The sequence below is a fragment of the Pseudomonas sp. Z5-35 genome (assembly GCF_051131945.1).
Taxonomy (GTDB): Bacteria; Pseudomonadota; Gammaproteobacteria; order Pseudomonadales; family Pseudomonadaceae; genus Aquipseudomonas; species Aquipseudomonas marvdashtae.
In genome coordinates this window covers 5,053,337-5,066,736 of record NZ_CP071640.1, presented here as the reverse complement: position 1 = coordinate 5,066,736, position 13,400 = coordinate 5,053,337, and the positions used below count along the sequence as shown (strand labels likewise).

The window sequence follows — 13,400 nt, the reverse complement described above, 5'->3', positions numbered from 1 at the left end:
GAAAAACCAGGGGCTGCGTCGCAGCCCAGCGGGAGCAAGCTCCCTCGCCACAGTGATTTGTGCAGGTACTCAGGCATTGTTTTCCCCCAACACAATCCGCCCACTGGAACAGGCCGCCGTTGCATTGCGATAAGCAAAGTACAGCTTGCCGCGCTCGCGATCGAAGCGCAGGTGCAGCTGGATTTCATCGCCGGGGCGCACCAGTTGCTGGAATTTCAGCACCTCCATGCCGACGAACCGCGGCGGCAGGTCCATCAGTTGGCGGCCCAGGTTCAAGGCCCAGTCCACCTGCACCACGCCGGGGAGGACCGGCGCGGTGGGAAAGTGACCGCTGAAGTACGCCAGGTCTGGCGGCACGGCCACGCGCAGGTTCCACTCGCCATCGGTCTCGCCTTGGTCGAGCACTTCAGGCGCTTTTGGACGTGGCGCCATCAGCAGGACTTCGACCTCGGCCTGGGCCAGTTTGCCTTGGGCGTTGAACGGCAGTTGCCGCAGCCAACGCCAGCGTCGTGGCAGGGCCAGGGTTTCGCAATGTCCGCTCAGGTGTTGGCGCAAGGCCTCGGTCACGGCTCGTCGGCCCAGGTTGCGCAAGGCGTGCAGGCCGGTTTCGCTGAGCACCAGCAAAGCGCCGAGGGAGGCGCGGTTTTCCTGCACCACCCCCAGCCGTGCTTCGCTGACCCAGTCGTGAGCCGTCAGTGCCTGCTCCAGCATCGGCAACGAGATACGTTTTTCTTCAAGCTTGACGATGCGATCCAATCGGCCGAGCAATTCGAAGCGCCCATCATCAATGATGCGCGCCGCGTCGGCGGTGTGCTCGACATGGCCGCTTGGGAGATAAGGCGAAGCAATCAGCAGGGCGCCGTCACTGTCTTGGCTCAGCTCGACACCGGCGAAGGGCTGCCACAGGTCGCCGCCCTGGCGCCAGGCGATACCGCCGGTTTCCGAGCTGCCGAATACTTCCGTTGGCCATTGTCCCAAGCGTTGCTGAAGGCTGCGGGCCGCTTCGGCCGGCAGTGCGCCGCCGGAAGAGAACACCCGGCGCACGCTGCTCAAGGCCGGCCAATCGAGGTTGTCGCCCATGCGCTTGAGCAGCGCCGGGCTGGCGACCCAGGCAAATGCCGAATACTCGCGACTGGCGCGCTGCAGGTCTTCGGGGAAAGCCAACTGCCGACGCACAAACGTGCGTCCGGCGCACAGCGGCCACAGCACCCGGAACAGCAGGCCGTAGATGTGTTGGGTGGCGACGCTGCCGATCATGCAGGCCCCCGGACCGAGGTCGGCGCCCCACAATTGCTCCAGCGCCTGGACTTCATTGCTCAGCTGGCGCAGGGTTTTCTCGATGCGCTTGGGTTCGCCGCTGGAGCCGGAGGTGCACAGGGTCAACCAGCACTGATCGAGGTCCAGTTCGGCGGCTTCCAGCGGCGCCTGGCGGATCTCGGCGAGCCGGGTGTCTGCGGCCAGGTCGGTCAGCCACAGGTCGACGTCGGCCGACCAGCGCTGGCGCGTCTGCGCTTGCACGTCAGCGGGCAGCAGCACGCGCACCCCGGCGCGCCAGGCGCCGAGCAGGGCCACCACCAGGTCGGCGGCATCTTCGAAGTGCACGGCCACGCGCCGGATGCCCCGGGCTTGCAGGCCGGCGGCCAGGCACAGCGCGTCGTCGCGCAGTTGCGCGTGATTCAAAGCCGGGGCGACAGCAACAACGCGGTCCGGCTGGGCCTCGAGCAAAAACTGCTCAAGTGTTATCCAATTCATGGGCGGCCTCTTACCCGTTGTCGTATGAGCCATTCAATGGCAAACAGCAGCCCCATCAATCCGTAGGAAATCAGGCCGGTGTACAACATCCACCAGCTCAGCGGCGCCCAGAGGGTCAGGGCGGCGGCAAGCAAACCGTTACACAGGAAAAACACACTCCAGACCACCGTGACCTGGCGCGTATACACCACAGCTTTGTCCGGCAGCTGCGGTTCGCGCAGGCGGGCCAGGCGTTCAATCATGGGCGGGCCATATTTCAGGCTCAGGGTGAACAGCCCGAGCATGAACGCGCTGATCAGCACCGGATACCAGCGCAGCAGGAGCGGGCTGTCGACTACCGCGAGCAGCACGCAAAAGATAATCGCCGAGGCCGCCATCCAGCGATTGCCGGGGTTGCCCTTGCCGAGCAGCGCCCGGGCCAGCCACAGGCAGCCCAACAACAGCCCGAACTGCCAAGGAGCAAAGTGCTCCATGCCGAAATACACCGCAAAGGGATACAGCAGGCCCGCCAGCAGCAGGCCAAGGCCGATCAGCCGGCTCATGCGGCCGGTTGGACCAGTCGATAGACCGCCTCGACCACGTCGTTGACGGTGCGCACCGACTTGAATTCATCGGCGGCGATTTTCTTGCCGGTCTGGCGCTTGATGTGGTCGATCAGGTCGACCGCATCGATGCTGTCGATTTCCAGGTCCTGATACAGGTTGGCTTCCGGCGTCACGCGTTCGGGGTCCAGCTCGAACAGCTCGACCAAGGCAGCACGCAGGGTGTTGAAAATGTCGTCACGAGTTTGCATGGTCCGGTCTCAGGCGCGTTTTGCAATGACGAAGGCCGCAAGGCTCGCCACGTTGCTGAAATGGTTACGGGTGTCCTTGGCGTCGGCGTCGATCTTGATGCCGTACTGCTTCTGGATCGCCAGGCCGAGCTCCAGGGCATCCACCGAGTCCAGGCCCAGGCCTTCGCCGAACAGGATTTGATCGTCGCCGATGTCGTCGACGCCAATGTCTTCCAGGCCAAGGGCGTCGATGATCAGGCGTTTGATGTCACGGTGCAGATCGCTCATCTAAGGCGAGCTCCTTGATGTAATAGTGATGCAGATAATCGTTGAGCCGGCGCGAAGCCTGCGGCGGGGGGCCAAGCGCGATGAAGGCTTGTGGATCTATATCGGCCCCTACACGAAAACTGAAGTGCACGCGCCGCGCCGGAATGCGATACCAGGGCTCGGCCTTGGTCAGGGTGGTCGGGCTGACCTTGATCGTCACCGGCGTCAGGATTGTCGCGCCCCGCAAGGCAATGGCCGCCGCCCCCCGATGAAAGGCTGGTGCCTGGCCTGGCCGGGTGCGCGTGCCTTCGGGGAAGACAATCAGGCATTGGCCGTCTTGCAGGGCATCGCTGGCAGCATCGAGCATGTCCATGCTGCCGTCGTTGCTGATGTATTGCGTCGAACGCAGCGGGCCCCGGGTGAAGGGATTGTCCCACAGACTTTGCTTGACCACGCAATTGGCGTCGCGCACCAGCCCGATGAGGAACACCACGTCGATCAGCGAAGGGTGGTTGGCGATGATCATCTGCCCGGGCCGACCGAGTTTCTCCGCGCCGTCGATCCGATAGGTCAGTACGCCGGTACGGGCCATGAACCGGATAAAGAACCAGAACAAGCGCCCAACCGTACGGCGGGCCCGTTGTCGATGGGTCCGGGGATCGCCCGGCAACGTATTGAGCAACGGGAACACCAGCAAACGCAGGCACAGCCCGCCCAGCCCGAAAAGGGCGAAGCTTGCAGCGGTCGCGAAGAGGCGCCAGTAATAGGCGTCGCGATGTTTACCGGTCACCGGTTGCGTTGCCAGGTCCATAGACGATTCTTCCAGGCATGTTGGCAGGTGGTGATGTCGTCCAGCAGCTTACGCAGCAGATCCAGGGCATGGGGCCAGTCGCTGCCAGGCGTCGGGGCCGGCGGGCTGGATAATTCAAGTTGCCAGTCTTCGCCCGGGGTCAGTAAAAGCCCCAGCGCGTAGGGAAACGGCACATCGTTGACCCACGGCGCGTACACCTGCGGCGGTTGCTCTTCGGTGATCACCAGCAATACCGCCGGCGCACCCTCGTTCAATAGCGCGGCGGCCTCCAGCATGCCGTGTTCCAGGCCGTCGCCGGTGGCGGCCAGCGCGGTCATCTCGCTGGTTTCGCCACGCATGATCGACCACAGGCCGATGACGGCGTTGTGCACCGACAAGCTGAACTGCGTCGGCGACAAGGGCTGGTCGGCTGCCAGGTCCTTGAGAATCTCAAAAGTGCGTGGGGTTTCGCCGTGACGGGAAATAAAGACCAACGGTAGGTCCGGTCGCCCCTCGGCCAGCGGCCAGGCGACGCTGAAAGCCATGCGGGCCAGGCGGCTGAGACGTCGGCGCTGCATGGCGGGCAGGAACGATACGTCAGGGGCTGCATCGCTGACGGGCGGCACGACCGGTTTTCGGCTCCATGTCCGCCAATCGTCCACGCTTTCGAGCCCAGGAGCCCACGCGCGCCATTGGGCGATATTGAAGTTGATCACAGACTCATCCCACCCCTGCGGGCTTTTATTGTCACGGTTCAGTGGCTTGACCCGCGTCCAACCCTGCATGGCCTTGCGACCCAAGTGGCGCGCATTATCCCGGTGCGGTTGGCTTGTAGCAAATACTGGTTACATTTTGTCCAGGGCAACCGTCGGCTGGTCCGGGCCGGGTCGGCAGGGCCATTGTCACGATTGTGACGAGGCGCGTCTGTAAGCCACTTCCGTCATCTTGCAGGTCAATTGACGCTCGGTTGTCCGAAAAAGCCACCTATGCCGTAATCCGCACCTGCTGAAGGTAGCGAAGCGGCGCGTAGGCCTACTACACTCGGGAATCTTTGATACACGGAGGTTTTGATATGCGGCGTGTGGTGTTCAATCAGAAAGGTGGCGTGGGCAAATCCAGCATTGCCTGCAATCTGGCGGCGGTCAGCGCCAGCGAGGGTTATCGCACGCTCTTGGTCGACCTGGATGCCCAGGCCAATTCCACTCAATACCTGACTGGCCTGACGGGCGATGACATTCCCATGGGCATCGCGGACTTTTTCAAGCAGACTCTGTCGTCCGGGCCTTTCTCGAAAAAGAACAAAGTGGATATCTACGAAACGCCCTTCGATAACCTGCACGTGATCACCGCCACGGCGGAGCTTACGGATTTGCAGCCCAAGCTTGAGGCGAAACACAAGATCAACAAGCTGCGTAAATTGCTCGAAGAGCTGGACGAAGATTACGACCGGATCTACCTGGACACGCCGCCAGCGCTGAACTTCTACGCAGTATCAGCGTTGATCGCCGCCGACCGTGTGCTGATTCCCTTCGATTGCGACAGTTTTTCCCGCCAGGCGCTGTACGGCCTGCTGGCGGAAATCGAGGAGCTCAAGGAAGACCACAACGAGGGGCTGGAAGTCGAAGGCATCGTCGTCAATCAGTTCCAGGCCCGCGCCAGCCTGCCTCAACAGATTCTCGACGAATTGATCGCCGAAGGCTTGCCGGTGCTGCCCGTCTATTTGAGCAGTTCCGTGCGCATGCGTGAGTCGCACCAGGCGAGCCTGCCGCTGATTCACTTGGATCCGCGGCATAAGCTGACCCAGCAGTTCGTGGAGTTGCATGGCTTGCTGGAAAGCGCCTGATCCTGGCAGCGCAGATAACGCGGGGCTTCAAATCCCCTGGCTGCGCAACCAACTCATCAGTTGTGGCAACGCAAACGCGCCACTTTGGCGCGCCACCTCCCGACCGTCCCTGAACAGGATCAGGCTGGGAATCGAACGAATCCCCAACTGCGCCGAGAGCTGTTGATTGGCTTCGCTGTCGAGCTTGGCCAGTCGGCACTTGCCCGTCAGCTGTGCGGCGGCCTGTTCAAACACCGGCGCGAATGCTTTGCACGGGCCGCACCACTGCGCCCAGACGTCCACCAACAACGGCAGGTCGCCCTTGACCTGGCTAGCGTAGTCGCCTTGCTTGAGTTCGAACGGTTTGCTTGAAAGCACCTGGGCTTTGCAGCGCCCGCACTTGGGCTGGTCGCCCAGCCGTTCGGCGGGGATGCGATTGAGCCCATTGCAATGGGGGCAAGGGATCAGCATCGGATCGTCTCCTGAAAAAATTCAAATGGTCTGGCACAGATTGAACACCCAAGTTGCGACCAGCGCAAAACCCCCGTGGGCGTCTGCACGCTCCACAGGGGAAATGGGTGGGACGGTTATTTAGCGTTGGTCAGCGTGTTGTAGCTGGTCATCAGGTTGCGGTAGTCCGGGATGTGGTTGGAGAACAAGGTCGCCAGCCCTTCCACATCGTTGCGCCAGTCGCGGTGCAGTTCGCAGGCCAGGCCGAACCAGGTCATCAGTTGCGCACCCGAGGAAGACATGCGGTCCCAAGCCGATTGACGGGTCAGTTCGTTGAACGTTCCAGACGCATCGGTCACCACGAACACTTCGAAACCTTCGGCCAGGGCCGACAGTGCCGGGAAGGCCACGCAAACTTCGGTCACTACGCCGGCGATGATCAGCTGCTTCTTGCCGGTGGCCTTGATTGCCTTGACGAAATCTTCGTTGTCCCAGGCGTTGATCTGGCCAGGACGGGCGATGTACGGGGCGTCCGGGAACAGGGTCTTCAGTTCGGGCATCAGCGGGCCGTTGGGGCCAGTTTCGAAACTGGTGGTGAGGATGGTCGGCAGTTGAAAATACTTAGCCAGGTCGGCCAGGGCCAGCACGTTGTTCTTGAAACGGTCCGGGTCGATGTCGCGGACCAGGGACAGCAGGCCGGCTTGGTGATCGACCAGCAGAACGGCGGCGTTATCTTTGTCGAGACGGTTGTAGGAAGTCGTCATGGCGTAGCCCTCATTAAGTTTTGGTTGCCGAAGGTTTCGGCGTGGTTAAGGTTTTTAATGTCGGTGCAGCGATTGATCGGTGACTCATCCGGTCGAAGCGCGCCGGCTTCAAACCGCGTTGCGTTTCGATGGGTGTAGATTAAAACTGGCACCTTTGATGCGCTAGACTGCGAAAATCAGCTTTAGCGTTCTATTTGGAGAACGATCATCGAAGACCTGAACACGCTTTACTATTTCACCCAAGTGGTTGAGCACCGTGGGTTCGCCGCGGCTGGCCGGGCACTGGACATGCCGAAGTCAAAGCTCAGCCGGCGTATCGCCCAGCTGGAAGAGCGGCTCGGGGTGCGATTGCTCCATCGCACCAGTCGCCATTGCACGCTGACGGAGATCGGCCAGGCCTATTACCAACGGTGCCTGGCGATGCGGGTCGAGGCCGAGAGCGCTGCGGAGGTCATCGAGCGCAACCGCTCCGAGCCCCAAGGGCTGGTGCGCATCAGTTGCCCGACAGCGCTGCTCAACAGTTGGGTCGGGCCGATGCTGACGCGCTACATGCTCAAGTACCCGCGGGTGGAGTTGTTCATCGAGAGCACCAACCGCCGGGTCGACTTGATCCATGAAGGCTTTGATATCGCCTTGCGGGTGCGCTTCCCGCCGTTGGAAAACACCGACATGGTGATGAAAGTGCTGAGCAACAGCACCCAGTGCCTGGTGGGCAGGCCGTCGTTCATCGAGCGCTTGTCTTCACCTGCCTCCCCGGCGGACCTCAACGGTTTGCCCAGCGTGCATTGGGGCGGCGCCCAGCGTGAGTACCAATGGGAATTATTCGGCCCGGACGGCACTCGCGCGCTGATCCGCCATGAACCGCGGATGGTCACCGATGATTTGCTGGCCCTGCGTCATGCGGTACTGGCAGGCATCGGCATCGCCCACCTGCCCACCGTAGTGGTGCGCGAGGACATCGCGGCCGGGCGGCTGGTGGAACTGGTGCCAGGCTGGACGCCCAAGTGTGGGATCGTCCATGCGATCTTTGCTTCACGGCGCGGGTTACTGCCGTCGGTGCGCTCGCTGATTGACTTTCTGGCCGAAGAATTCAGCCACAGCGATATGGCCTAGGGCTGTCCTCAGCAGGTTGCCATTCATCAGGTGCGCCGCACTGTAAACATGTCACGGCCTCAAAAAGACACGACGTACCCGTTTGCAATCTCAGGAGGTCCCATGAGCCATCCTCAAGACCCAGCTACCCCCCAGGCAGTAGACAACCCCAACGACGACGGCTTCGTCCTCGGCACCGCCGGCCGCGACGAAGACCCCAACGCCGCCCCGGCCTACGCCACCGACAGTCGTCACGACCGCGACGAGCTGACCCCTGAAGACGCCCGTGGCATGCCCGGCTATCCCGATGAAAAACCAACGGCCAAACCCAAGGAGAATATGCCTGAAGAGGCAGAACCGGGCATCGAGACGCCTGAGCAGGGGAACGATAAGGTGGGATGAGCAGGCTGCGATGACTTTCGCCCAGACAACCCTGAACCGGTGGCGAGGGAGCTTGCTCCCGCTCGGCGGCGCAGCCGTCGTAAAGCCGGTTGACGAGTTGGCCTGAAATGCCGCGTCAGCCCATTTGGGGCTGCTGTGCAGCCCAGCGGGAGCAAGCTCCCTCGCCACAGGGGGATGCGCTATGTCGACTGGCGTGGTTCGACGTTGTCCAGTGCCCGGTTCGCCAGTAAACCACTCAGCTCGATCAAAACGCAGTGATCGCTTGGCCCTTGTGGCGAGGGAGCTTGCTCCCGCTCGGCTGCGAAGCAGTCGTCGCTTTTGAGGTTTTGGGGCTGCTGTGCAGCCCAGCGGGAGCAAGCTCCCTCGCCACAGGGTTACGTGTTGGCAGGAGGAGACATTCCAGCCAGGGGAAGGTTACGACGAGCAACTGATCTCCAGATGCTTGCCCCACTCCGGCGGACGCTCGGCGTAGCTGTCCATGCCCGGTTGTTCCTCGAAGGGCTTGCTCAGCACCGTGTGCAGGCGGCGGACTTCCTCGTAATCGCCTGATTCGGCGGCGTCGATGGCTTTCTGCGCCAGGTAGTTGCGCAGCACATAATTTGGGTTGACCGCATGCATGCGGGCTCGGCGCTGGTCTTGATCGATGGGGCCTTCGCGATTGACCCGGGCGACATAGAGCTCGGCCCAGGCGTCGAAACCCTTCAGGTCGACAAAGTCATCGCGCAGGGTAGCGACGGCTTGCCCGGGAGTTTGCTCGCCCAGTCGACGGAAGAACAGGCTGTAGTCGACGCCGCTGTTCTGCATCAATTGCAGCAGGCGTTCCACCAACTTCTGGTCATCTTCTTCGGCTTGGGTCAGGCCGAGTCGGCGGCGCATCAAGTCCAGGTAGTGGGCCTGGTACAACGGCAAGTACAAACCGAGCGTTTCGCGCAGGGCGTCGACGCTGATGAACGGCGTCAGCGCCTGGGCCAGGGCACTGAGGTTCCACTGGCCGATGGGCACCTGGTTGCTGAACGAGTAGCGGCCCTGGTCATCGGAGTGGTTACAGATGAAGTTCGCATCGAAGTCGTCGAGGAAGGCGAACGGCCCGAAGTCGAACGTGATGCCGAGGATCGACATGTTATCGGTGTTCATCACCCCGTGACAAAAGCCGTAGGCCTGCCACTTGGCAATCAGCTCGGCGTTGCGCTCGAGGATCTCGCGGTACATCGCCAGGTACGGTTCCGGCTGCTCGCGGCATTCGGGAAAATGCAGATTCAGCACATGCTCGGCCAGCGTGGCGTGCAGCTCGGGCTTCTTGGTGTAGTAGAAGTATTCGAAATGACCGAAGCGCACATGGCTCGGCGCCAGGCGCAGCACCATGGCGGCGCGCTCCTGCTTTTCGCGCCACACTGGAGTGTCCGAACCGATCACGCACAAGGCACGAGTCGTGGGGATGCCCAAGGCATGCAGCGCTTCGGAGGCGAGGAATTCGCGGATCGAGGAGCGCAGCACCGCGCGCCCATCGCCCATTCGCGAAAACGGTGTCTGCCCGGCGCCCTTGAGGTGCAGGTCCCAGTGCTCACCGGCCTCGTTGTACACCTCGCCCAGCAGCAGCCCTCGGCCATCGCCCAGTTGCGGGTTGTAATGGCCAAACTGATGCCCCGAATACACCATCGCCCGAGGCTCGGTTTCGGCCCACAGCTTGTGGCCGCCAAAAATCTCGGCGAATAACGGTGTCTCGGCTTCGGCCGGATCCAGGTCCAGCAGCGCCATGGCGGCCGGGCTGGCAACCACCAAGCGCGGATTGTCGATAGGCTCGGGCAGCACGTGGGCCGAGAAACCGTCGCCCAGGCGGGCAAAACGGTTATCGAAGGTCAGCGTTTCCAGCGTTTTCATGGCTGTCTCCGGCGGGTTGCCCGCAGGCACCACGCGATCAGTCGAGTGTCTGTTGCGGTGGCTCCGGAACGGGCTTGATGCTGGCTACCGCCGAGGGCAAAGGGCCGAGGGTCTTGTTGTCGGGTTCGGCAGGCACCAATTTGTATTCCTGGCCTTGCAGATTTTTCAGATAGATCTCCATCTGACGGAACGAGATGTTGATATGTTCCTTTTTGAATTCGCGGTTGATGAAACGGTTGATTTCATCGAGCACCGGGTTGCGGTCGCCCAGGTCGCGAACGTGCATGCGCAGTTCATGATCGAGGGTGCTTTCGCCGAAATTCAGGAAGTACACGATAGGCTCCGGTTCCTTCAGCACACGCGGATTATCGCGGGCAGCCTTGAGCAACAGCTCGCGCACCCGATCCAGATCCGAGCCGTAGTCCACGCCCAACTTCAACGTCACGCGGGTCACGGTGTCGGTCAGCGACCAGTTGATCAATTGCCCGGTGATGAAGGTCTTGTTGGGGACGATGATGTCCTTGCGATCGAAGTCGGTGATGGTGGTCGCGCGAATGCGGATCTTGCTGACCGTGCCCGACAGGTTGCCGATGGTGATGGTGTCGCCGATCCGCACCGGGCGTTCGAAGAGGATCATGATCCCCGAGATGAAGTTGGCGAAAATCTCCTGCATGCCGAAGCCCAGGCCCACCGAGAGCGCGGCCACCAGCCATTGCAGTTTGTCCCAGCTCACGCCCAGGGTGGACAACGTGGTGACGAAGCCGACGCCAGCGATCACATAGGACAGCAGCGTGGTGGTGGCGTAGGCACTGCCCTGGGCCAGGTTCAGCTTCGACAGCACGAACACTTCCAGCAGGCCCGGCAGGTTGCGCGCCAGGGCGAAGGTGATGCCGATGATGATCAGTGCACCGAGCATGTCGCCGATGCTGATGGGCACCATGCTCATGTTGACGCCGGTGCCGCTGGTGTATTCGTAGAGGGTGATGTTGTCCAGGTAGGAGAACACGCTGATCAGGTCCGACCAGACCCAGTACAGCGCGGCCATGAAGCCACCCAGCAGGGCGAGGCGGATCAGGCGCAAGGACTGTTCGTTGACCTTCTCGATGTCCAGGGTCGGCTCCTCGACCACCGTTTCGCCGTCGCCGGCTTCCTTGGCCGCCTGGCGCTTGGCCAGGGCGCGCTGGTAGGCCAGTCGCCGGGCTGCGACCGACAGGCCGCGCACGAAGGTGGCCTCGATGACCAGCCAGAACATCAGCAAGTAGAGCGTGTTTATCAAGCGGTCGCTGAGCTTCAGCGCGGTGTAGTAGTAGCCGAAGCAGACAGCGACGAACAGTGCGATCGGCAGCGCGGTGAACAGCACGCCGACGGCCTTGCGAAACAGCGAGGCGTTCGTGTGCGTCGGGCTGCTGAGCAGCAATCGGCTGAGCAGCCAGGCCATCGAGGCGTAGCAGGCCAGCACTACCGGCATACCGAGTACGTCATCGGCGAGGGCCGACGGTTGCAACTCCGCCACGGCAACTACCGCCACCAGGGCCAACACCACCAGGCCAAGTCGACGGATCCAGGCCTGGAGGAATTCCACCTGGGGTTTTTCCCAGCGGAAGTGCAACTCGGCCACGCCGCCAGGGGAGAGGATTCGATAGGCGGTGTAGAACACCAGCCAGGCTTGCCCGATCTGCAACAGTGCCGCGCCGAGATTGGTGTTCTGGCCGCGGGCGTCGATCTGTAGGGCGTAGCCGCACAGCGCCAGCGCCAGGGCCACCGGCATCGCCAAGAGGATATTGATCAGGATCGCCTGGGGCGTGTGCCACTGGCTGTCGCGCTTGAAGTGCCCGACATCCTGGTGGACCTTGTTCAAGCGCGCGTAAAGATTCTTGCGGCGCCACAGCAGCGCACCGATCAGCAGCGCCAGGGGCAGGAACAGCAGCGGCCGCTGGGTCAGGCCGTCGGCCAGTTCGCTGAGGCTGGAAGCCCAGGGCAGCGAGTCGACCTGTTTCTCCAGGCGGGCCGGCACGCCACGCATCCATTCGAAATCCAGCGGCTTGTTGCTGGGAATCCAGAACATCTGTTCTTCGAGCGTGGCCCGCAGGTTCTGAGCCGTACTGAGCAACTGCTTCTGGTTGAGCTGCAAGGTGATGGATTCGTTGAGCACCGCGCTCAATTCGCGGTTCAGGCGCTCCAGCAGGTCAACGCGAGTAAGGGCCAGTTCCAGCAAGGTCTTGCGCAGTTGCGGCGTGACCTGCTCCGACGGCTGGGACGCCAGCAGGCTGTCGACGTAGGCGCTCGGATTGTTCAGCAGCTCGCGTTGCTGGCTGACTTCAAATTGGTAGAGGCGGATGTCGGCGATCTGGTCGGCCAGGTTCTGATCCAGCTTCAAGCGCGGCAAGGTCTGGCGCTGCTTGTAGAGAATCTTGGAAAGCAGCAGGCTGCCCTTGAGCACGCTGATCTGTTCATCCAGGGCCGCATCGGTCTGGGTCACGCTGTCCAGAAGCTGCTTGGTCTGCAGGTTCTGCTGGGTGACCTCGTTGAGACGGTCGGTGCTCTTGAGCAGGTAATCGGAGAGCTTGAGGTTGGCCGAGCTTTCCGTGGCCAGCAGGCTGCTGCCGCCGGCCTTCTGGGCTTCGATGGACTGCTGGGTCACGGTTTCCTGGGATTGAGCCAGGCGCTTCTGATTGATCAGGTTCTGCAGGTCCTGGATTTCCCGCTCCATGCGATCGATTTTTTCCGACAGCAAGTCGTGCTGGCTGTTGCCCAGGTCTTGCAACTGGCTGTTCCCGGCGAGTTCCTGGCGGCGCAGCGGAATCAGCGCATTCAGGGCCGCCAGTTCGGCGTTCAGCTGGTCGCGCTGCTCGCCGCTCAAGGCTTTGCCGGCCTCTCGGCCGGCCTTGAGGATGGTGTTGATTTGCTGGATGCGGGTCTGGCTGGCGGAAATTTCAGCCTGGGCCCGCTCCGGACGGGTCTGCGCGGTGATGACCAGGCTGTTGGCATCGGCCAGGGCTTTTTGCAAGTCGCTCTGCTGGGTGGAGCGTTCCGTCAGCATCTGCTCGAGTTGGGGGATCGGCAGGTTGGCGTAGCGTTGCGCCACCGGAACAACGGTGGTGCCCTTGAGTCGCGCCAGTTCACGCTGGTTCTCGATGTTTTGCCGAGGTGCGCTCGCCAGTTGCTGCTTGAGCGCCAGCAGCTTCTGCTCGTAGTCGGCCTTGCTGCTGAGTAGCGTCAGGGTGTTTTGCAACACCGCCTGCAAGGCTTTTTGGTCGGCTTCCGGCAGCTTGCGGTCGCCGATCTTGTCCAGGCTGGCCTGCACCGAGGTGCTGGTGGGTGGTTCAGCGGCGTGCACCGTGCAGATTGAGAGACTCAGGCCGAGCAGGGCGATGGCGAAAAAGGAGCGCAGGGTAGGCATAGAGACCGGTC

General features: G+C 62.1%; 13 protein-coding genes. 3 read left to right on the top strand and 10 right to left on the bottom strand.

From position 1 onward, the window contains the following. Window positions 1–69: 69 nt before the first annotated feature. From J3P95_RS23150 to J3P95_RS23125, 6 genes are read right to left on the bottom strand one after another with little or no spacing between them, the layout of a single operon-like run. Complete coding sequence (locus J3P95_RS23150; protein WP_434559019.1) at window positions 70–1,752, bottom strand: AMP-binding protein; 1,683 nt, start codon at window positions 1,750–1,752, stop codon at window positions 70–72. Further along, window positions 1,749–2,294 (bottom strand): hypothetical protein, encoded by a 546-nt coding sequence (locus J3P95_RS23145; RefSeq protein WP_434559017.1) that lies wholly within the window; start codon window positions 2,292–2,294, stop codon window positions 1,749–1,751. The genes J3P95_RS23150 and J3P95_RS23145 overlap by 4 nt, the downstream gene beginning before the upstream one ends. Beyond that, a complete protein-coding gene (locus J3P95_RS23140; RefSeq protein ID WP_434559015.1) occupies window positions 2,291–2,545 on the bottom strand; it encodes an acyl carrier protein in 255 nt (84 codons plus the stop codon). The genes J3P95_RS23145 and J3P95_RS23140 overlap by 4 nt, the downstream gene beginning before the upstream one ends. Before the next feature lie 9 nt (window positions 2,546–2,554). After that, a complete protein-coding gene (locus tag J3P95_RS23135) occupies window positions 2,555–2,812 on the bottom strand; it encodes a phosphopantetheine-binding protein (RefSeq protein WP_434559013.1) in 258 nt (85 codons plus the stop codon). Beyond that, on the bottom strand, window positions 2,793–3,602 hold the full coding sequence (locus J3P95_RS23130; protein ID WP_434559011.1) for a lysophospholipid acyltransferase family protein: 810 nt from the start codon (window positions 3,600–3,602) through the stop codon (window positions 2,793–2,795). Before J3P95_RS23130 ends, J3P95_RS23135 begins: the two co-directional genes overlap by 20 nt. Then, complete coding sequence (locus J3P95_RS23125) at window positions 3,578–4,297, bottom strand: beta-ketoacyl synthase chain length factor (protein WP_434559009.1); 720 nt, start codon at window positions 4,295–4,297, stop codon at window positions 3,578–3,580. The genes J3P95_RS23130 and J3P95_RS23125 overlap by 25 nt, the downstream gene beginning before the upstream one ends. Before the next feature lie 356 nt (window positions 4,298–4,653). On the opposite strand from J3P95_RS23125, the gene J3P95_RS23120 reads away from it, so the two are divergent. Further along, window positions 4,654–5,424, top strand: a complete 771-nt coding sequence (locus J3P95_RS23120) for a ParA family protein (RefSeq protein ID WP_186639737.1) — start codon at window positions 4,654–4,656, stop codon at window positions 5,422–5,424. Between the two features lie 27 nt (window positions 5,425–5,451). Here the strand turns inward: J3P95_RS23120 and trxC are convergent, their stop codons facing one another. Both trxC and ycaC read right to left on the bottom strand, forming a co-directional pair. After that, window positions 5,452–5,874, bottom strand: a complete 423-nt coding sequence (gene trxC, locus J3P95_RS23115) for a thioredoxin TrxC (protein WP_434559007.1) — start codon at window positions 5,872–5,874, stop codon at window positions 5,452–5,454. A 116-nt stretch (window positions 5,875–5,990) separates the two neighbouring features. Next, window positions 5,991–6,617 (bottom strand): isochorismate family cysteine hydrolase YcaC, encoded by a 627-nt coding sequence (ycaC, locus tag J3P95_RS23110; protein WP_018603387.1) that lies wholly within the window; start codon window positions 6,615–6,617, stop codon window positions 5,991–5,993. 207 nt (window positions 6,618–6,824) lie between these two features. Between ycaC and J3P95_RS23105 the strand changes: the two genes are divergently transcribed. Further along, window positions 6,825–7,730: a LysR family transcriptional regulator gene (locus J3P95_RS23105; protein WP_434563943.1), complete on the top strand. Its 906-nt coding sequence runs from the start codon at window positions 6,825–6,827 to the stop codon at window positions 7,728–7,730. Window positions 7,731–7,832: 102 nt separating this feature from the next. Continuing rightward, entirely contained in the window at window positions 7,833–8,111 is a 279-nt protein-coding gene (locus tag J3P95_RS23100; RefSeq protein ID WP_434559005.1) for a hypothetical protein, read from the top strand. A 414-nt stretch (window positions 8,112–8,525) separates the two neighbouring features. On the opposite strand, the gene selO is transcribed toward J3P95_RS23100, so the two are convergent. Next, window positions 8,526–9,989 (bottom strand): protein adenylyltransferase SelO, encoded by a 1,464-nt coding sequence (selO, locus tag J3P95_RS23095; protein ID WP_434579549.1) that lies wholly within the window; start codon window positions 9,987–9,989, stop codon window positions 8,526–8,528. A gap of 37 nt (window positions 9,990–10,026) precedes the next feature. Continuing rightward, window positions 10,027–13,389, bottom strand: coding sequence for a mechanosensitive channel MscK (gene mscK, locus J3P95_RS23090; RefSeq protein ID WP_434559001.1), 3,363 nt, complete (start codon window positions 13,387–13,389; stop codon window positions 10,027–10,029). Between the last annotated feature and the right edge of the window lie 11 nt (window positions 13,390–13,400).